The sequence below is a fragment of the Stenotrophomonas sp. TD3 genome, assembly GCF_001939825.1.
In the GTDB taxonomy this organism is placed as follows: domain Bacteria; phylum Pseudomonadota; class Gammaproteobacteria; order Xanthomonadales; family Xanthomonadaceae; genus Stenotrophomonas.
On sequence record NZ_MOYM01000001.1, the window covers coordinates 1,223,775 to 1,243,259 of the forward strand.

Annotated in this window: 21 protein-coding genes; 18 read left to right on the forward strand and 3 right to left on the reverse strand. The window is 67.6% G+C overall.

The annotated features are described in order from the left end of the window. Positions 1-106: 106 nt before the first annotated feature. Positions 107-985 (forward strand): PhzF family phenazine biosynthesis protein, encoded by an 879-nt coding sequence (locus BKE09_RS05715; RefSeq protein WP_075675130.1) that lies wholly within the window; start codon positions 107-109, stop codon positions 983-985. A 101-nt stretch (positions 986-1,086) separates the two neighbouring features. Here the strand turns inward: BKE09_RS05715 and BKE09_RS05720 are convergent, their stop codons facing one another. Next, positions 1,087-1,518, reverse strand: coding sequence for an OsmC family protein (locus BKE09_RS05720; RefSeq protein ID WP_014646276.1), 432 nt, complete (start codon positions 1,516-1,518; stop codon positions 1,087-1,089). A 371-nt stretch (positions 1,519-1,889) separates the two neighbouring features. On the opposite strand from BKE09_RS05720, the gene BKE09_RS05725 reads away from it, so the two are divergent. From BKE09_RS05725 to BKE09_RS05740, 4 genes are all read left to right on the forward strand, one after another. Continuing rightward, positions 1,890-2,288 (forward strand): HU family DNA-binding protein, encoded by a 399-nt coding sequence (locus tag BKE09_RS05725; RefSeq protein WP_010483539.1) that lies wholly within the window; start codon positions 1,890-1,892, stop codon positions 2,286-2,288. Between the two features lie 254 nt (positions 2,289-2,542). Next, positions 2,543-2,851, forward strand: coding sequence for a DUF3861 family protein (locus tag BKE09_RS05730; RefSeq protein WP_075675131.1), 309 nt, complete (start codon positions 2,543-2,545; stop codon positions 2,849-2,851). Between the two features lie 56 nt (positions 2,852-2,907). Next, positions 2,908-3,447, forward strand: coding sequence for a hypothetical protein (locus tag BKE09_RS05735; RefSeq protein WP_075675132.1), 540 nt, complete (start codon positions 2,908-2,910; stop codon positions 3,445-3,447). A gap of 82 nt (positions 3,448-3,529) precedes the next feature. After that, positions 3,530-4,126, forward strand: coding sequence for a DUF1439 domain-containing protein (locus BKE09_RS05740; RefSeq protein WP_014036282.1), 597 nt, complete (start codon positions 3,530-3,532; stop codon positions 4,124-4,126). A 70-nt stretch (positions 4,127-4,196) separates the two neighbouring features. Here the strand turns inward: BKE09_RS05740 and BKE09_RS05745 are convergent, their stop codons facing one another. Further along, complete coding sequence (locus tag BKE09_RS05745; protein WP_075676592.1) at positions 4,197-4,664, reverse strand: SET domain-containing protein-lysine N-methyltransferase; 468 nt, start codon at positions 4,662-4,664, stop codon at positions 4,197-4,199. Between the two features lie 209 nt (positions 4,665-4,873). Here BKE09_RS05745 and BKE09_RS05750 point away from each other — a divergent pair, with 209 nt between their 5' ends. From BKE09_RS05750 to BKE09_RS05770, 5 genes are all read left to right on the forward strand, one after another. Further along, positions 4,874-5,329 (forward strand): SUF system Fe-S cluster assembly regulator, encoded by a 456-nt coding sequence (locus tag BKE09_RS05750; RefSeq protein WP_005408436.1) that lies wholly within the window; start codon positions 4,874-4,876, stop codon positions 5,327-5,329. A 17-nt stretch (positions 5,330-5,346) separates the two neighbouring features. Continuing rightward, positions 5,347-6,822: a Fe-S cluster assembly protein SufB gene (sufB, locus tag BKE09_RS05755; protein ID WP_032129234.1), complete on the forward strand. Its 1,476-nt coding sequence runs from the start codon at positions 5,347-5,349 to the stop codon at positions 6,820-6,822. Positions 6,823-6,896: 74 nt separating this feature from the next. Next, positions 6,897-7,661 carry a Fe-S cluster assembly ATPase SufC gene (gene sufC / locus BKE09_RS05760; RefSeq protein ID WP_014036279.1) on the forward strand — a complete coding sequence of 255 codons (765 nt, stop codon included), beginning with the start codon at positions 6,897-6,899 and terminating at the stop codon, positions 7,659-7,661. Further along, positions 7,661-8,923, forward strand: a complete 1,263-nt coding sequence (gene sufD / locus BKE09_RS05765; protein ID WP_075675133.1) for a Fe-S cluster assembly protein SufD — start codon at positions 7,661-7,663, stop codon at positions 8,921-8,923. Before sufC ends, sufD begins: the two co-directional genes overlap by 1 nt. Further along, a complete protein-coding gene (locus BKE09_RS05770) occupies positions 8,920-10,176 on the forward strand; it encodes a cysteine desulfurase (protein WP_075675134.1) in 1,257 nt (418 codons plus the stop codon). Before sufD ends, BKE09_RS05770 begins: the two co-directional genes overlap by 4 nt. 54 nt (positions 10,177-10,230) lie before the next feature. Here the strand turns inward: BKE09_RS05770 and BKE09_RS05775 are convergent, their stop codons facing one another. After that, on the reverse strand, positions 10,231-10,683 hold the full coding sequence (locus BKE09_RS05775; protein WP_139319622.1) for a hypothetical protein: 453 nt from the start codon (positions 10,681-10,683) through the stop codon (positions 10,231-10,233). 104 nt (positions 10,684-10,787) lie between these two features. Here BKE09_RS05775 and BKE09_RS05780 point away from each other — a divergent pair, with 104 nt between their 5' ends. The 8 genes from BKE09_RS05780 (at position 10,788) to BKE09_RS05815 (ending at position 19,316) form a co-directional block, all read left to right on the forward strand. Next, entirely contained in the window at positions 10,788-11,327 is a 540-nt protein-coding gene (locus BKE09_RS05780) for a GNAT family N-acetyltransferase (protein ID WP_075675136.1), read from the forward strand. After that, positions 11,324-11,656 carry a non-heme iron oxygenase ferredoxin subunit gene (locus tag BKE09_RS05785; protein ID WP_005412525.1) on the forward strand — a complete coding sequence of 111 codons (333 nt, stop codon included), beginning with the start codon at positions 11,324-11,326 and terminating at the stop codon, positions 11,654-11,656. The genes BKE09_RS05780 and BKE09_RS05785 overlap by 4 nt, the downstream gene beginning before the upstream one ends. Before the next feature lie 207 nt (positions 11,657-11,863). Then, positions 11,864-12,268: a hypothetical protein gene (locus tag BKE09_RS05790; RefSeq protein WP_075675137.1), complete on the forward strand. Its 405-nt coding sequence runs from the start codon at positions 11,864-11,866 to the stop codon at positions 12,266-12,268. A gap of 151 nt (positions 12,269-12,419) precedes the next feature. Further along, positions 12,420-14,708 carry a TonB-dependent siderophore receptor gene (locus BKE09_RS05795; protein WP_075675138.1) on the forward strand — a complete coding sequence of 763 codons (2,289 nt, stop codon included), beginning with the start codon at positions 12,420-12,422 and terminating at the stop codon, positions 14,706-14,708. Between the two features lie 68 nt (positions 14,709-14,776). Further along, positions 14,777-15,496, forward strand: a complete 720-nt coding sequence (locus BKE09_RS05800) for a tetratricopeptide repeat protein (RefSeq protein WP_075675139.1) — start codon at positions 14,777-14,779, stop codon at positions 15,494-15,496. Positions 15,497-15,506: 10 nt separating this feature from the next. Continuing rightward, positions 15,507-16,184, forward strand: coding sequence for a Fe2+-dependent dioxygenase (locus tag BKE09_RS05805; protein WP_075675140.1), 678 nt, complete (start codon positions 15,507-15,509; stop codon positions 16,182-16,184). Positions 16,185-16,348: 164 nt separating this feature from the next. After that, the gene (locus tag BKE09_RS05810) at positions 16,349-16,750 is read left to right on the forward strand and encodes a hypothetical protein (protein WP_075675141.1); all 402 of its coding nucleotides are present in this window, start codon (positions 16,349-16,351) and stop codon (positions 16,748-16,750) included. A 145-nt stretch (positions 16,751-16,895) separates the two neighbouring features. Further along, positions 16,896-19,316: a TonB-dependent receptor gene (locus BKE09_RS05815; protein ID WP_075675142.1), complete on the forward strand. Its 2,421-nt coding sequence runs from the start codon at positions 16,896-16,898 to the stop codon at positions 19,314-19,316. The last annotated feature ends 169 nt before the right edge of the window (positions 19,317-19,485 follow it).

Genomic DNA, 19,485 nt, shown 5'->3' on the forward strand with positions numbered 1-19,485 from the left:
AATTAAGTCGCTTGTGCCCCATGTGCCATAAGCGACTTAATTCCCTCCGTCCCCTTTTTTGTGCCCCGCGCTACGCTATGCCGCCTGTTTACTGGAGTCCTGCCTGATGTCCACCCGCCGTTTCCTGCAGCTGGATGTGTTCTCCCCGCGCGCCGGTGCTGGCAATCCGCTGGCCGTGGTGCTTGATGCCGAAGGCCTGGACGATGCCAGCATGCAGGCCATTGCGCGCTGGACGCGCCTGCCCGAGACCACCTTCGTGTTCCCGCCGCAGGTCGCAGGCGCCAGCTACCGGCTGCGCATGTTCAGCCCGCAGAAGGAAGTTCCGTTCGCCGGCCATCCCAGCGTCGGGACCGCACATGCGGTGCTGCAGGCCGGTCTGGCCGCGCCGGTCGATGGCGTGCTGGTGCAGGATGGCATTGCAGGTGCGCTGCCGCTGCGCGTCAGCGGTGAGGGCGCACAGCGGCGCATCGCCATCCGCACCCCGCGCGCGCAGCTGGCCGAGACCGTCGAGGCCACCGACCCGCGCCTGCAGGCGGCACTGAAGGACTGGCCGCTGGGCACGCTGCCGCCGGCACGCATGCAGGGCGGGCGCAGCTGGTGGGTGGTGCAGGTGGCCGATGAAGCGGCACTGCGCGCCCTGCGTCCGGACTGGGACGCGGTGGCCGCACTGGCCGAGTCCACCGACAGCATGGGCGTGTTTGCCTACGCCTTCAGCGATGGCAGCGAGGGCTTCGATCTGGCGGTGCGCGCCTTTGTCGGCAATGGCCGCCGCTTCGAGGACGCGGCCTCGGGTGCCGCCAATGCGGTGCTGGCCGCATGGCTGGACCTGCGCGACGCCCTGCCCCGAGGCCGTGCACCGTTCGAAGTCAGCCAGGGCCGCGAAGTTGGCCACGACGCGCGCCTGACCCTGCGGGTCGATGAAGACGGCGAGGTCTGGTCGGGCGGCCAGGTGCAGACGGTGATCAGCGGCACCATCGATTGGTGATCCGCAAGCTGTAGCGCCGAGCCCACGCTCGGCTGCTTTACGGTCAGATCATTGCAGTTGCGTGAGCCGAGCGTGGGCTCGGCTCTACAGGTAGCGGCCGCTCAGCCCAGTTCGGCTTCCAGGCTGATCGGCACCGCGCTCAGCGCCTTGGACACCGGGCAGTTCTGCTTGGCGTCATCGGCAATGGCACGGAACTGTGCGGCGTCGATGCCCGGCACCACGGCCTTCACCTTCAGCCGGATCTGCGACAGCTGCGGGCCGCCCTCCAGGGACAGATCGACCTTGGCCTCGGTGTCCAGCGAGGTCGGGGTGAAGCCCGCCTCACCAAGCTTGGCCGACAGCGCCATGGTGAAACAGCCGGCGTGCGCGGCAGCGATCAGCTCCTCCGGATTGGTGCCCTTCTCGTCGCCGAAGCGGCTGTTGAAGCCGTAGCGGGTCTTGTCCAGCAGCCCGCTCTGCGGCGTGCTCAACTGTCCCTTGCCCGACTTCAGATCGCCTTCCCAGTGCGCGGTGGCGTGTCGCGAGATTCCCATGTGCTGCTCCTGCGTGGCGGTGATGAACGGTCACCCTCGCACGGGACGCGTTAGCCCTGCGTCGCTCCGCCGCATGCCGCACGTCCGCCGGAAACCGGACAGGTGGCCACTTCTTCGCCAGACCGGCGCGCATTTTTCCCTTGTTTTCAGTGGTTTCGCGCATTCCACCGCTGGGCCGGCGCCGGCCATCGCGTGCGCTGCCACACCCCCTTTCCCCACTACCGGCCATGTACTGAATCGGCCTGGATATGAAAAAACATGCACTTTCCGCGCTTCGGGCTATTGGCGGCGCCCGAGAGTTGCCCTACATTGCGCTTGCCGACGGGGTTCGGCGCCGACCAAACAACCAACCGTTCACGGAACAGGAAACCATGGCAAAGACCGCTAAGAAGGCTGCCCCGAAGAAGGCAGTGAAGAAAGTCGCGACGAAGGCAGCCGCCAAGCCGGCCGCTCCGAAGCCGATCAAGGAAGTGCTGACCAAGTCCGGCCTGGTTGCACACATCGCTGAAGCCTCCGGCGTCATCGCCAAGGACGTCCGCGCTGTGCTGGCCTCGCTGGAAAGCGCCGTCGCCTCCTCGGTGCACAAGAAGGGCGCTGGCTCGTTCACCCTGCCGGGCCTGCTGAAGATCACCACCGTCAATGTGCCGGCCAAGCCGAAGCGCAAGGGCATCAACCCGTTCACCAAGGAAGAGCAGTGGTTCGCTGCCAAGCCGGCCACCACCAAGCTGAAGGTGCGTCCGCTGAAGAAGCTGAAGGACGCCGCGCTGTAAGCGCGCGCCCCAACGCGGATTCCGACGGGACGGCTCTGGCCGTCCCGTTTTTTTGTCCGGACCACACCCCCGCAACACAGCGTTGCCGCGGCCCCGGATATCCCCGTACAGGCCCGCCGCCATTGGCTGCCGGCGCTCCGCAAAGGGCGCGGAACGTACCGGGTGGAACACTGCGTGCAGCGCCGGCCATCGCCGCCGGCCGTGGCCTTGCCTATGGTGGGCACATCCTCCACAGCTACGGCGAGCACACCCTCATGGCCAGCCCCTCCACCCGCTACCGGATCTCGGTGACCCCGATCGAAAAGGACGGGCTGCAGTGCACCGGGCGCTGCACCATCGAACTGGAACACCGCGCCAGCCGCGACCTGATGCGCCTGCTGGAGGCGGCCCCGCGTACCGCCGGCATCAGTGGCGACGAGCGCGCGACCCTGGTGATCGCCGCCCAGCTGCTGCGCGACATCGTGCAGCGCCACGCCGAGACAGACGGCCACGCACTGGCCGCCATCGCCGGCCAGGTCCTGCCGGCGCTGGACGCGCTGGAGCAGCTGCCCTCCTCCCGCTGATCCCTGCGCAACCGATACACTGCCGCCCTCCAGGTTGCCTCGGGGAGGAGGCAGGCATGCGCAGGATCCTGTTCCTGATCGCACCACTGATGCTGCTGGGCTGTTCGCGCCCGGCGGCACAGACGACGGATGGCATCGCGGCAGCGTCCGCACCCGTCGCCGCCACCGCAGCAGCGGACACCGGTACCGCCCCCGATTCCGCAGCACTGCAGGCCAGCGATGTGCCGCTGCTGTCCGCCGTCGCCGACGGTGCCGAGCCGCCCTCGACGATGCTCAACCGCTACGTGGCGGCACTGCTCAACCGCGACCGCGCCGCCAGCGACGCCGCCTGGGCGATCCCGCCCGGCGACCCGCGGCATGCGGACGACGCCGCGCTGCGGCAGCTGCAGGACCTGCGCACCCTGCGCCTGCACAGCGATACCCCGATCGCCCGCGACGAGCGGCAGCCACCGCAGCTGCTTGAGGTGCCGGTGCAGATCCGCGCGGTCACCGCCAACGGCACGTTCCGCTTCGGCGGCTGGTACCGCGTGCAGCCCAGCAGCGATGGCAGCGCCTGGCAGATCCAGTCGGCACAACTGCGTCCAACGCTGGACTGAACCGTTGCAGCGGCATGCACGCGCGATTCAGCCTGCGCGGCTACTCTTTGATCCATCCATTTGCTTCCCACCGGTCACCGCCATGCGCCTGCGTTCCCTGATGACCCGCCTCGCGGCCTCCACCGTACTGATCGCTGCTGCGATCGGTGCACAGGCGGCGCCCTCCATCTCCGGCCGCGAACTGTCGGTAGGGGCCAGCGACGTGCAGCAGTACCTCGATGGCAGCTTCCCGCGCACCCAGGACGCCCTCGGCGGCCTGATCGCCCTGACCATGAGCCATCCGCAGCTGAGCCTTCCGGCCGGCGAACGATTGAACCTGGGCATGGACGTCGCGCTGGCCACCGCCGGCGGCAACCCGGCCAGACTGGGCACGGTGAAGCTCAGCAGCGGCCTGCGCTACGACGCGCAGACCCAGGGCTTCCACCTGCAGCAGCCGAGCGTGGATGACTTCACCCCGGCCAACCAGGGCGGCCGCCTCGACTCGCGTACCCGTGGCCTGCTCAACGCATGGCTGAGCGACTACGCCCAGCGCGAACCGATCTACAAGCTGGACCCGGCCGTGGCCGGGGTGCTCGGCGCCCTGCAGGTGCAGTCGGCACAGGTGAAGAACGGCAAGCTGGTGGTCACCTTCAACCAGAACCTGGGCAACCTGGTGCCGGCAGGCGTGCTGGGCAAATAAGGTGGTGCCGGCCGCTGGCCGGCACGCTTTACATGTGTGCCGGCCAGCGGCCGGCACTACCCGCTGCGGATCAGCGCTTGGGCTGCAGCATCGTGCCGGTGCACTTGGGCGAGCCGCAACGGCACTCCCAGATCTTCTTCAGCTTGGCCGTGTGGCGCTCGGCCAGGGTGATGCCGTAGTTGTAGGTCAGCTCCTCGCCGGCCTTGATATCGCGCAGTGCCTCGATGAACACCTTGTCGCCCCGGCTGTCGCCGTCGTCGTCTTCCTCGATCACCGCCTCGCAGTTCGGGTCGCAGCTGTGGTTGATCCAGCGCGCGTCGTTGCCCTTGTAGTTGGCATCGATCACCCAGTCATCGTTGAGGGTGAACAGGAAGGTATGGCCGCTTTCGACGTCGCCGCTGTCATCGGCATCGACATCGCCGTGGCTGCGCAGCAGGCCCTTGTACTGGATCACGCGCTCGCCCTGCTTGATCGGGGCCACGGCGAACACGCCGTTGCCATGGATGGCGGACTTGCGGGCTTGGATCTTCTTCGGCATCGGCACGGGCTGTTTGCAGCGGATGGAACGGGGATTCTCGCCCATTCCGGGTGATTGCGAAAATCACCCCGTTGGCGCAGCATGGCGCCCTGGCAACGGCCCCGGTGTGTCCTCCCGGCCCGGCCCCAGCGCCGGCTGAATGCCCGGGTTGGATGGCGGCGAATAAAAGCGTACAATTTCAGTCCGCTTTAAGAACCACTCGCATCCCCATGTTGCGCGTCACCAAACTCACCGATTACGCCACCGTCGTGCTGACCGTGCTCGCCGCCCGTCCGGGCGAGGTGCTCAGTGCCACCGAGCTGGCCGAATTCACCGGTCTGGAGCCGCCCACCGTCAGCAAGGTGCTCAAGCCACTGGCCCAGGCCGGCCTGGTCGAAGGCCTGCGCGGCGTCCGTGGCGGCTACCGGCTGACCCGCCCGGCCATCGAGATCTCGCTGTTCGAAGTGGTCGAAGCGATGGAAGGGCCGCTGGCCCTGACCGAATGCAGCCACGACCACCATCAGTGCGGCATGGCGCCCAAGTGCGGCGCGCGCAGCAGCTGGCGGCTGATCAACGACGTGGTTTCCGAGGCCCTGCGCGATGTCACCCTCGCCCAGATCCTGCCCCCTCTCCCCCTTGCCGATGACGAACAGCGCCGCACCATCGCTGTCGACGTCGTCTCCTGATCCGTAGGCAGCCCCCCATGGCCACCGAAACCATCGAAAACGTCGCCCACGACGACACCCCCAACCGCGAGATCCACGAGCAGCTCGGCCGCAAGTATTCGGCCGGCTTCATCACCGAGATCGAATCGGACTCCCTGCCGCCGGGCCTGGACGAGGACACCATCCGTGCCCTGTCGGCCAAGAAGGAAGAGCCGGAGTGGATGACGCAGTGGCGCCTGGATGCCTACCGCCACTTCCTGACCATGCCGATGCCCGACTGGGCCAAGCTGGAGATCGCCCCGATCGACCTGCAGGCGCTCAGCTACTACTCCGCGCCGAAGGGCCCGAAGTACGCCTCGCTGGATGATGTGCCGAAGGAACTGCTCGACACCTACGACAAGCTGGGCGTGCCGCTGCACGAGCGCGCCAAGCTGGCCGGCGTGGCGGTGGATGCGGTGTTCGACTCGGTGTCCGTGGGCACCACCTTCCGCAAGGAACTGGCCGAGAAGGGCGTGATCTTCTGCTCGATGTCCGAGGCCATCAAGGAACACCCGGAACTGGTGCGCCAGTACCTGGGCACCGTGGTGCCGGTGGGCGACAACTACTTCGCCGCGCTCAACTCGGCGGTGTTCTCCGATGGCAGCTTCGTGTTCATTCCCAGGGGCGTGCGCTGCCCGATGGAACTGAGCACCTATTTCCGCATCAACGCCGGCCACACCGGCCAGTTCGAGCGCACCCTGATCGTGTGCGAGGACAAGGCCTACGTTTCCTACCTGGAAGGCTGCACCGCGCCGATGCGCGATGAGAACCAGCTGCACGCCGCGGTGGTCGAGCTGGTCGCGCTGGAAGATGCGGAGATCAAGTACTCCACGGTGCAGAACTGGTATCCGGGCGACGAGAACGGCGTCGGCGGCATCTACAACTTCGTCACCAAGCGTGCCGAATGCCGTGGCGCGCGCAGCAAGGTCACCTGGACCCAGGTCGAGACCGGCTCGGCGATCACCTGGAAGTACCCCTCCTGCGTGCTGCTGGGCGACGACTCGGTGGGTGAATTCCACTCCGTCGCGCTGACCCATCACCGCCAGCAGGCCGACACCGGCACCAAGATGATCCACGTCGGCAAGCGCACCAAGAGCAAGATCGTCAGCAAGGGCATCAGCGCCGGTCGCGGCCAGAACACCTACCGCGGCCTGGTCAAGGTCGACCGCAACGCCGACGGCGCGCGCAACTACACCCAGTGCGATTCGCTGCTGATCGGCAAGCAGTGCGGCGCGCACACCTTCCCCTACATCGAGGTGAAGAACCCGGGCGCCACCGTCGAGCATGAGGCGACCACCTCCAAGATCTCCGATGACCAGCTGTTCTACTGCCGCGCCCGTGGCATCAGCCAGGAAGACGCGGTGTCGCTGATCGTCGACGGCTTCTGCAAGCAGGTGTTCCGCGAACTGCCGATGGAGTTCGCGGTGGAAGCCAAGAAGCTGCTGGAAGTCTCGCTGGAAGGTTCGGTGGGCTGACCGCCCGCCCCTGCCCCTCGCAAACGCATTCTCTTTACCGGCGGGCCCTGGCCCGCCCCACGGAAACCCCCACCATGCTGAAGATCGAAAACCTCCACGCCCGCATCGGCGACAAGGAAATCCTCAAGGGCCTGTCGCTGGATGTGAAGCCCGGCCAGGTGCACGCCATCATGGGCCCGAACGGCGCCGGCAAGTCCACCCTGGGCAATGTCCTGGCCGGCCGCGACGGCTACGAAGTGACCGAAGGCAGCGTGCAGTTCGACGGCGTCGACCTGCTGGAGCAGGAGCCGGAAGCACGTGCCGCCGCCGGCCTGTTCCTGGCGTTCCAGTACCCGGTGGAGATCCCGGGCGTGAACAACACCTACTTCCTGCGCGCCGCGCTGAACGCCCAGCGCAAGGCACGCGGCGAGGAAGAACTCGATTCCATGCAGTTCCTCAAGCTGGTGCGCCAGAAGCTGGCCGTGCTGCACCTGAAGGACGAACTGCTGCACCGTGGCGTCAACGAAGGCTTCTCCGGTGGCGAGAAGAAGCGCAATGAGATCTTCCAGCTGGCCGTGCTGGAGCCGAAGCTGGCGATCCTGGACGAGACCGACTCGGGCCTGGACATCGACGCACTGAAGAGCGTGGCCGACGGCGTCAACGCACTGCGTGGCGCCGACCGCTCGTTCCTGGTCATCACCCACTACCAGCGCCTGCTGGACTACATCAAGCCGGACGTGGTGCACGTGCTGGCCGATGGCCGCATCGTCAAGAGCGGCGGCCCGGAACTGGCGCTGGAGCTGGAAGCACACGGCTACGATTTCCTGAAGGACCGGGTCGTGCCCGAGGCGGCGGTCTGATGAGCGCCCTGCTTGATTCGATGGCCCAGGCCTTCTGCGGCAGCGATGCGCGCCGCGAAGTGCTGGATGCGGCCCTGCGCGACGGCCTGCCGGCCGCCCGCAACGAAGCCTGGAAGTACACCTCGCTGCGCCAGCTGGAACGCCGTTCGTTCGCCGCGGCACCGTTGCAGGGCCCGGCGCTGGACGCCGCGCTGCTGGAAGACATCCCGGCCCCGCGCCTGGTGTTCGTCAACGGCCGCCTGGATGCCGCGCTGAGCGACGTGCAGGCGCTGCCGGCCGGCGTGCAGCTGCAGCCGTTGTCGGCCGCACTCGCCGCTGGCGAAGACGCCGTGCGTTTCCTCGGCCGCCGCTACGAGCGCAGTGAAGAGGTCTTCGCCCGCCTCAACGCCGCACTGGCCGACGAAGGCGTGGTGCTGCGCGTGGACGAAGGCGTGCAGGTCGAAGCACCGCTGCAGCTGGTGTTCGCCAGTGTGGCTGGCGAGACCGACCTGGCCTGGCACCACCGCCACCTGATCGAACTGCGTGCCGGCGCCAGCCTCGGCGTGGTCGAGCACCGCTTCAGCGTGGGTGACTCCGCCCACCTGGACAACACCGTGCTGCATGCCCACGTCGCCCGCGATGGCGTGCTCAAGCACGCCCGCGTGCAGGCCGGCAGCGCGCGCCAGACCAGCTTCCTGCGCACCGACGCGGTGCTGGCCCGCGACGCGCAGTACCACCGCGTCGACCTGGAACTGGGCGCCGCGCTCAGCCGCCATGAACTGAACGTGCGCCTGGAAGGCGACAACGCCCAGCTGACCGCCAACGGCGTGCTGCTCGGCAATGGCCGCCGCCACGTCGAAACCCGCCTGGGCATCGACCACATCGCACGCGATACGAGTTGCGAGCTGCTGTGGCGCGGCGTCGCCGCCAACCGCAGCCGCGTGGTGTTCCATGGTGGCATCCAGATCCGCGAAGGCGCCGACGGCACCGACGCCAACCTGTCCAACAAGAACCTGCTGCTGTCGGCCGATGCCGAGATCGACACCCAGCCGACGCTGGTGATCGACGCCGATGAAGTGAAGGCCGCGCACGGCGCGACCGTCGGCCAGCTCGATGCCAACGCGCTGTTCTACCTGCGCTCGCGCGGCCTGCCGCAGGCCCAGGCGCAGGCACTGCTGAGCGCTGCGTTCTGCCATGAACCGCTGAAGATCCTGCCCGATGCGCTGCGTGCGCAACTGGCTCGCCGCCTGGACAAGGCCCTGGCCGAGGCGGGTGTGGCATGAACCTGTCCACGCCGCGCCCGATCGAAGAACGCACCGGCGCCCCCGACTGGGACCGCGTCCGCCTCGACTTCCCGCTGCTGATGCGTGAAGTGCACGGCAAGCCGCTGGTCTATTTCGACAACGCCAACACCGGCCAGAAGCCGGTGCAGGTGATCGGCGCGGTGGATGAGTTCTACCGCCGCTACAACGCCAACGTCAGCCGCGCGGTGCATGCACTGGGCAGCGAAGCGACCGATGCCTACGAAGGTGCGCGCAACAAACTGGCGCGCTTCCTCAACGTGCGCCCCAGCGACCTGGTGCTGTGCAGCGGCACCACCTTCGCCATCAACCTGGTGGCCTACTCATGGGCGCTGCCGCGACTGAAGGCCGGTGACGTGATCCTGATCACGCGCATGGAGCACCACGCCAACATCGTGCCGTGGCAGCTGGTCGCGCAGCGTACCGGCGCCACCATCCGCGTGGCCGAGATCACCCCCGATGGTGCGCTGGACCTGGATGCGCTGCGCGCGGCGATGACCCCGGAGGTCAAGCTGCTGGCGGTCACCCATGTCTCCAACGTGCTGGGCACGGTCAATCCGGTGCGCGAGATCTGCCGCGAAGCGCGCAAGCGCGGCATCATCACCGTGGTCGATGGCTCGCAGGCGGTGCCGCACCGCAAGGTCGACGTGGCCGCGATCGGCTGCGACTTCTACGCCATCACCGGCCACAAGATGTGCGGGCCAACCGGTACCGGCGCACTGTGGGCCCGTCGCGAGCACCTGGACGCGATGCCGCCGTTCCTTGGTGGCGGCGAGATGATCAAGGAAGTCAGCTTCGACGGCACCGTGTTCAACGATGCCCCGCACAAGTTCGAAGCCGGCACCCCGAACATCGCCGGTTTCATCGGTCTGGGCGTGGCTGCCGACTATCTGCAGCAGCTTGGCCAGGAGAACGTGGAAGCGCGCGAAGCCGAACTGCTGGCGCACTTCACCGATGAGCTGCGCCGCGTCGACGGCCTGCGCATCATCGGCGAAGCACCGGAGAAGGCGGCCGTGGTCTCGTTCCTGATCGACGGTGCGCATGCACACGACCTGGCCACCCTGCTCGACCTGGAAGGCGTGGCCGTGCGATCGGGCCAGCACTGCGCGCACCCGCTGCTGCAGTACTTCGGCGTCGCCGCCACCTGCCGTGCCTCGCTGGCGTTCTACAACACGCACGCCGAGATCGAGCGGTTCATGACCGCGCTGGCCAAGGTACGCAAGCTGCTGGGGTAAGACTCCCAGCGCAGCCGGAAGCAACGGAAACGCCGCGGGAAACCGCGGCGTTTTTCATGGCGTCGGCAAGGGCTGGATCGAAGACACGCAGAGCGCCGCAGGCCATTGCCCAAGGTGCCCCTTGCCATAAGGGAAAGCGGGCCGGCCCGCCGCTACGATTCCGGTGAGTTCAACCGCCTGCTCCGACGGCAGCGCCGTGACGGGAATTCCATTCACCCACACGCCCTCGGCCGCCCATGGATCCTGCACCGGCGGCCCCGGGTGCAGCGCGGACATTTCAAAGCTCTCAACGTAGGCTCCACGTACGCGCACGAGCCTCCCGTGATAGCGCATCGGATCGGCCCGCAGCGCCTCCAGCGTGACCGGCAACGCACGGGAAGGACTGAACCCCACGCACCCCAAGCTGTTGGGGGCAATACCGACACCGTCCACGTGCGCCGGAAGGCATGCCAGGGCCACCAACATCCATACGGTCAACGCCAGCGCGATTCCCTTCGACACGTCCACGCCACGACCCTGTATGACAATTGGTGAAGCGCGAGCATACCGTTGCCAGAACGGCCGGGGTGCCCCCATTTGCGCCCGCCCCCGCCCCACCTAGAATGTCCCCCATGACCACCCTGACCTTCCGCGCCGCCACGCCGGCCGACATCCCCGCCCTGATCGCCCTCGTCACCTCGGCCTACCGTGGCGACGCCAGCCGCGTCGGCTGGACCACCGAAGCCGACCTGCTGGATGGCGCCCGCATCGACGCCGAAGGCATCCAGGCCGACCTCGACCGCCCCCGCTCCACCATCCTGCTGGCCGAGCGCGAGGGCCAGCTGGTGGCCTGCGCCCACGTTGCCGATGTCGAGGGCAAGGGCTACTTCGGCATGTTCTCGGTCGACCCGGCCCAGCAGGGCGGCGGCGTTGGCAAGCAGATGATGGACGCCGCCGAAGCGCACGCCGCGCACGAATGGAAGGTGCCGGTGATGCAGATGACGGTGATCGACGTGCGCGACGAACTGATCGCCTTCTACGAGCGTCGTGGCTACCAGCGCACCGGCATCAAGAAGCCGTTCCCGTATGGCGACGAACGCTTCGGCATCCCCAAGCGCGACGACCTGCGCTTCGAGGTCCTGGAAAAGCCATTGGCCGGAGCCGCCGCGTGAGCGAGGCCTGGACCTTTGTCTGTGCCGGCAATGAGCTGCTGCCCGGTGAAATGAAGAGCGTGTTCGACGAAGTGACCGGCACGCCGATCGTGGTGTTCAACCTCGACGGCGAGCTGTACGCGCTGGAAGACCAGTGCACGCACGAGGAGTTCGAGCTGTCCTCGGGCGAGTTCAACACCACCGAAGGCAGCGTGGAGTGCGTGCTGCACGGCGCACGCTTCGACGTACGCGATGGCCGCGCCCTGTGCGCCCCGGCCTACAGCCCTGTGCCCAAGTTTCCGGTGAAACGCGAGCACGACGCCGTCTGGACCCGCGACGACCGCGATTGAGGCGGCGCACGGCCTGCAGGGATCGCCCCAGGGCGTCCCTGTCGAGGAGCATCCACCCCCATGGGGTGGATCTACCAGAGCGTCCTGAGCGGCGCCCCGAGGCCTTTCCGGGCCCTCCAGTTGGCCCGCCCGATTGCGCATATGCGAATCATTATCGTTGATGTTATCCTGCGTAACATCTTCGTAACGATCCGCCCCCCCTGCGCCATGGCTTCGCCCGCGCCCACCGCCACGTTGTGCCAGCTCGCCCGCCAGGGGTGGCCGCTGGCTGTGGCCGTGCTGCTGACGCTGCTGCTGGGCTGGTCGGCCCTGCACGAAGGACGCGGCCACGGGCCGGCCGCCCACGGCTGGCAGGCACACGCTGAAGATCTTCACCAGGCCATGCCGTTGCCGGCCCCGCCGGCGGACGAATGCCCGCAGCACGCCGCACCGGCACCGGAACCCCCGCTTGATGGCGAGGGCACCTCGCCCTGCACCGGCATGGCCCCCGCGCGCGCCACCCTGGTCGCGCATGTCCCGCTGTGGCGCTCCGACGCGCTGCGCTGGCAGCTGCACGATCCCGCACTGCGGTTGAACCCCGGCCACGCACCGCCCGCACCGCACGCCAGCTGAGGCGCCCTGCGGCCATTGCCGTGCGCCTGAAGTCGTCCGCCGTGTAGCCGAGCATCGGCTCGGCTCTACAGAAGAAGCCCCCTACGTGTCGTCGCGCTGCCTGCGCTTCGGCCCTCGCCCTTTCCCGATCCCAGCCACTACCACCCAAGCCATGACCCACATCACGTCCCGCAAGCACGCCCCGCGCGTTTCCCTGCTCGCCACCGCCACCCTGGCCGCTGGCTTCGCGCCGCTGGCCGCACAGGCTGCCGACAGCGCTGACGCTGCCTCCCGCAAGGCCACCGACCTGGACAAGGTGCAGGTGCGCGGCAGCTGGTTCAATCCGTCCTCGCCGAAGTTCACCGCCGAGCTACTGGACACCCCGAAGTCGGTGTCGATCGTCTCGGAGAAGCTGATCGCCGAAACCGGTGCGACCAACCTGCAGGATGCGCTGCGCATGGTGCCGGGCATCACCTTCGGTGCCGGCGAAGGCGGCAACCCGACCGGCGACCGCCCCTTCATCCGTGGCTTCGATTCGCAGAGCAACATCTTCGTCGACGGCCTGCGTGACGTCGGCTCGCAGACCCGCGAAATCTTCGACCTGGAGCAGGTGGAAGTGGTCAAGGGCCCGAGCTCGGCCTACGGTGGCCGTGATTCCGGTGGTGGCAGCCTGAACCTGGTGAGCAAGACGCCGAAGCTGAAGAACGAGACCAGCGCCAGCATGGGCATCGGCACCGACAGCTACGCGCGCGGCACCGTGGATGCCAACTATGTGCTGGGCGATGGCATCGCCGCCCGCCTGAACCTGATGAAGCACGAGTCGGACATCCCCGGCCGTGACGCTGCCAATGTCAGCCGCTGGGGCATCGCACCGTCGATCGCGTTCGGCCTGAACGGCCCGGCGCAGCTGATCGCCAGCCACTACCACATGCAGAGCGATGACCTGCCGGACGCGGGTGGCTTCCCCTATGGCAACCCGAACGGTGCACCGGCCTCGAAGTGGGTCGACGGCCGCCCGATGGTGCCGGACCGCAACAACTACTACGGCCTGGTCGATCGTGACTTCCAGCGCACCCGTGCCGACATCAGCACCCTGGATGCCAGCTACGACTTCGGCGGCCACAAGCTGCGCAACATCGCGCGCCTGGGCAACACCAGCAATGATTACCTGTGGACCCAGCCGGACGACAGCCAGGGCAACCCGAACAACTACGGCACCTTGTGGCGCCGTACCAACACCCGCGCCGTCGACGTCAAGAGCTTTGCCGACCAGCTGGGCCTGACCGGTGCCTTCCAGACCGGCGCGCTCAAGCACAGCTACAGCGCTGGCGTGGAATACAGTGACGAGAAGATGACCCGCGGCAGCTACCTGATCGCCCCAGGCACCAGCAACCCGCTGACCGGCAACAGCAAGTGCCCGACCACGGGCGCGGCCACCGGCTACAACTGCACCGACTTCGCCAACCCGAACCCGCGTGATCCGTGGGCGGCCACCCATTCGGTGTACCGCAGCGACAAGGCACTGGACGTCGAACAGCGCACCAAGACCAAGTCCGCTTATCTGTTCGACACCATCGAGCTCAACGCACAGTGGAGCTTCAACGTCGGCCTGCGTTACGACGACTACAGCACCACCCTGACCACTCCGGTGGCCGGTGCAGCCCCGACCCGCGTGCGCAATGACAACGACTTCCTGAACTACCAGGCTGGCGTCGTCTTCAAGCCGCTGGAGAACGGCAGCATCTACCTGTCGTGGGGCACCTCCTCGACCCCGCCGGGCATGGACGGTGGTGACGGTTCGGACGGCCTGAGCGCCGCCGTGGCCGACCTCAAGCCGCAGGACACCAAGAACCTCGAACTGGGCACCAAGTGGGACCTGTTCGACAAGCGCCTGAACCTGACCGCCGCGATCTTCCACACCGTGATGAACAACGCACGCGTGACCGTCGACAACGGCACCAGCCAGAACGCCGGCAAGAAGGAAATCAACGGTTTCGAGCTGGGCTTCACCGGCCAGCTGACCGACGCCTGGAGCCTGTATGGCGGCTACACCTACCTGGACTCGGAACTGAAGGACAACGGCTTTGTGTGCGCCGTGTCCGGCCGCACCTGCCCGTCCAACGTCTACGTGCCGTCGCCGAACAACGGCAACGTGTTCCCGAACACCGCCAAGCACAGTGCCAACCTGTGGACCACCTACCGCTTCCCGATCGGCCTGACCATCGGCGCCGGTGCGTTCTACTCGGACAAGCAGTACGGTGATGTCGCCAACACCAAGTGGATCCCGAGCTACACCCGCTTCGACGCGATGGCCAGCTACGCGATCCAGGACAACATCAGCCTGCAGCTCAACGTGCAGAACCTGACCGACAAGACCTACTTCACCAAGGCCTATGCCTCGCACTACGCGAGCATCGCCCCGGGTCGCTCGGCCACCCTGGCACTGAACGTGAAGTTCTGATGTAACTTCGCTCCACCACGGCGGCAGGCTCTCCTGCCGCCGTTTTTGTTTCCGGCGATACTCACCCCATGGTTATCCGCACTCCCATCGACAGCGACGCCCTGGCCGAGCTGCTGCAGCACGATCCGCAGGCCGCGTTCGCACGCGTGCGCGACGCCGCGCAGGCTGGACAGGTCGATGCGCAACTGCTGCTCGCGCAGATGCACATGGAAGGCAAAGGCACCGCGCAGGACGCCTCGGCCGCGCTGCTCTGGTACGAAACCGCCGCCAACAACGGCGCGCCGATGGCGATGAACATGCTCGGCCGCTGCCACGAGCTGGGCCACGGCACCGCGGCCAACCCCACGCTGGCGGCAGTGTGGTACCGGCGCGCCGCCGACACCGGGCTGGACTGGGGCCTGTACAACCTGGCCAACCTGCTGGCCACCGGCCGCGGCGTTCCGCAGGACCGCGCGCAGGCACTGGCGCTGTACACGCGTGCCGCGCACCTGGGCCACGCCAAATCGATGAACCTGCTGGCCCGCCACCTCGAAGACGGGCTGGATATCGCACCCGATCCGCAGGCGGCGCTCGCCTGGTACCAGCGCGCGGCCGAAGCCGGTGATTTCCGCGGCCAGGCCAACTACGCCTCGATCCTGCTGCAGGCCGGCCAGATCGAACAGGCCGTGCACTGGCTGCGGCTCGCACTGGCGCACGGCAGCCCAGCGTTCATGGCGCACATCGTGCCGGAACTGGCCGCGTCGCCGCATCCGCAGGTGCGCGCCCTGGTCGCACCGCCGTCCCTCTGAGGAGTTCCGCATGCTGCTGCACATCCCCGACATTCTCAGCGCCGACCAGGTGGCCGACTTCCGGCGCCGCCTCGACGCCGCCGACTGGACCGATGGCCGCGAAACCGTGGGGCATCTGGGCGCGCAGGCCAAGCACAACCAGCAGCTGCCCGAGGCCTCGCCGCTGCGCCGCGAACTGGGCGAGATCATCCTCGTCGCGCTGGCCCGGCACCCGCTGTTCTTCAGCGCAGCGCTGCCGCTGAAGTACCTGCCGCCGCGCTTCAACCGCTACAGCGGGGGCGGCACCTATGGCTTCCACGTCGATGGTGCGGTGATGAACCTGGCCAACGGCGAGCAGCTGCGCTCGGACATCTCCTGCACCCTGTTCCTGTCCGCGCCCGAGGAGTACGAGGGCGGCGAGCTGATCATCAGCGATACCTACGGCGAGCACTGGGTAAAGCTGCCGGCCGGCGACCTGATCGTGTATCCGTCCAGCAGCCTGCACCAGGTGCGGCCGGTCACCGGCGGCGCGCGCGTGGCCTCGTTCTTCTGGGTGCAGAGCATGATCCGCGACGACGTGCAGCGGCGCCTGCTGTGGGAAATGGATGGCTCGATCGAACGCCTGCGGCAGACCGGCGGCGACGCCGAGGCGGTGCTGCAGCTGACCGGCGTGTACCACAACCTGCTGCGGCGCTGGAGCGAAGTCTGAGCCCCGTCGGGCCGGCCTGCGACATTTTGGCAATCATTCTCATTTGCAACGGCTAACAGCTCTCATTACAATCACGCCCCGTTGATGCCGGCCGCTGCCGGCAGACCCTTGGGGACCCCCACTTGCTGCGCCCGCTTCGCCCTCGTCCACTCATCCATCGCAAGATGGGCACCGCCATGCGCGGCCAGCGTCCCGCGCTGGCCAGCCTGCTGGCGTGGGTGGCGATGCTGGCCTTGCTGCTGGGCACCCTGCCGCTGCTGCCACAGGCCCACGCCGGAATGGCCGTGCAGATGCCGCTGGAAGAGCGCGGGGGCGAAGCGCCCCTGCAGGAAGAGGCGCCAGCCAAGCTGCGCCGCTGCGCGTCCGCTCCGGTGAAGTCGGCCGAGAAGGCACGTCCGCCACTGCTGTTGGCCAGCCAATGGCTGCGCACTGAACTCGAACTCGTACCCGCTACGCCGGCCGTGCCCGGCGTGCGCCCGGACTGGCCGCTGGCCGATCCGGACACGCCCTGGGCCGATGCGCCCGGGCGTCGCCAGCAACGCGGCCAGGCGCCGCCGCTCGCCTGATCCACGGCCCGACGTGACCGCCTGCGCGGTCGCGCCCGCACGCCGCTGCCTGCTTTATCCCTGCCGCCCCTGACCGGGCCTTCCGTGCCTGCCGCGCCCTTCGCGCACGGCGTCGCACCACCCTGCATCCTTCGAGGTAACTGCCATGGCCCAGCGCCATCGTGTCCGTTCGTCCCTGTCCCGCTCCCTGCTGACCAGCGCCGTGCTGGCGGCCTTCGCCAGCCCCGCCTTCGCCCACGGTGACGCCGCAGGCGCGCCGCAGACACTGGACAAGGTGGTGGTCACCGCCTCCGGCTTCGAACAGAAAGTGATCGATGCTCCGGCCAGCATCAGCGTGGTCAGCCGCGAGGAACTGAGCAAGCGCCCGTACACCAGCCTGGTCGACGCGCTGCGCGACGTCGAAGGCATCGATGTCGGCCTGGAAGCGACCGACAAGAACGGCCGCGCCACCGTCTCGATGCGCGGCCTGCCGTCCGAGTACACCCTGGTGCTGATCGACGGCCGCCGCCAGAGCAATGTCGGCCAGATCTATCCGAACAACTTCGGCGGCGGCCAGTTCGCCTACCTGCCGCCGCTGGATGCGATCGAGCGCATCGAAGTGGTGCGCGGGCCGATGTCCACGCTGTACGGCTCGGACGCGATGGGCGGCGTCATCAACATCATCACCCGCCGCAACCAGGACAGCTGGCACGGCGCGCTGACTCAAGGCTTCACCGTGCAGCAGGATGACCAGTTCGGCGATGCACGCACCACCGACCTGTACCTCAGCGGTCCGTTGCTGAAGGATCGCCTCAGCCTGGCGGTACGCGGCAGCTACTACGACGCCAAGGCCTCCAATCCCGAATGGGATGCGCTGCCGCTGCCGGATGGCACCCTGTGGGAGCGCAGCATCGGCTTCGGCGGCGGTGGCAAGTCGGTCGCCAACACCAACTGGAACAGCGGCGTACGCCTGGACTTCCGCATCAACGACGACCACGAACTGTGGCTGGACTACGACGTGTCGCGGCAGAAGTTCGACAACAGCGAAGGCCAGACCGGCACCCTCGACAGCCTGGCCAGCCTGTGGCGCGTCGGCAACGCCGTCATTCCCAACCCGAACGGTAACGGCACGCTCACCCGCCGCGTGGTGCAGCCGCGCGTGGGTTACACCGCCTACCAGCGCTACGAGCGCGACCAGCTGTCGCTGACCCATCAGGGCCGCTACAGCTTCGGCACCTGGCAGACCTCGCTGACCCACAGCAAGAGCAGCAACCTCGGCCGCTCGCTGCCGCTGACCCTGGATGAGCGCGCCAACCTGCAGACGCTGTGGAATGACGTCTGCCGCCGCACCGGTGCCGCCAACAACTGCGCGGCCGGCCGAGGCAATGCACTGACCGCCCTCAACCCGAGCGAGATGGCTCGCCTGCAGGCATTCCTGCCGCGTCCGCTGCGCACCATGGAACTGGAAGGCTACGTGCTCGACACCATGCTCGACCTGGACTTCGGCGCGCACAAACTGACCGTGGGTGGCCAGTACAACAACACCGACATGGTCGACGGCGTGTTCGGCATGGACGGCGCCGGCTACCGCAGCAACGTCAAGCAGAAGCACCGCATGTGGGCGCTGTTTGCCGAGGACAACTGGGCGCTGACCGACACCCTCACCGCCACCTTCGGCCTGCGCTACGACGACCACAACGTGTTCGGCAGCCATGTCAGCCCGCGCGGCTACCTGGTGTGGAACGCCAGCGACGCATGGACCTTCAAGGGTGGTGTCAGCACCGGCTACAAGACCCCGCGTCCGGACCAGCTGTTCCCGGGCATCACCGGCTTCGGTGGCCAGGGCGTGCTGCCGCTGGTGGGCTCGCCCAACCTGAAGCCGGAAACCAGCACCAACTACGAGCTGGCCGCTTACTACGAGGGCCAGCGCTGGGGCTTCAACGTCACCGGTTTCTTCAACAAGTTCGAGGACAAGATCGCCAGCGGCGGCACCTTCCCGAACTGCGAAGTGGCCCGCGCCGGCAGCGGCTACTGCGTGGACATCGGCCCCGGCTGGGCAGCACTGGGCTACAGCACCTTCACCCAGAGCGTGAACATCGACAAGGCCGAGACCCGCGGTGCCGAACTGGCCGCGCATATCGACCTGCTCGACAGCCTGCAGCTGCGCGGCAACTACACCTGGACCAAGAGCGAGCAGACCAGCGGCGCGCAGAAGGGCCTGCCGATCAGCGGCACGATGCCGGCCAGGCACATGGCCAACGCCAGCCTCAACTGGCAGGTCAACGAAGCGGTCAGCCTGTCGCTGATCGGCGAAGGCCGCTACGACCGCTACCGCGACACGCTGCTGGACGCCAACGGCGCCAGCCACACCCGCTACTACGAGGACTACACCATCTTCCATCTCGGCGGCAGCTGGAAGGCCACGCCATGGCTGACGGTGAACGCGCGGGTCAACAACCTGTTCGACAAGGACTTCGTCTCGCAGTCGTGCCTGCTGATCAGCCAGAGCGAGTTCAACTGCGTGGACGACTATGCAACCAAGGACCAGCGCCGCAGCTACTGGATTTCGCTCAACGCGAAGTTCTGATCGCCGCGCACCGCGCTGCTTCGGTAGATGCCAACCTAGGTTGGCACCGCCGTGCCCTGGTGGGTGCCAACCTTGGTCGGCACCGCTTCATCCACGCATGGCGTGGATCTACCGACCGGCGGTAACGGTAGTGCCGGCCGCTGGCCGGCAGCCGACAACACCCCATCCG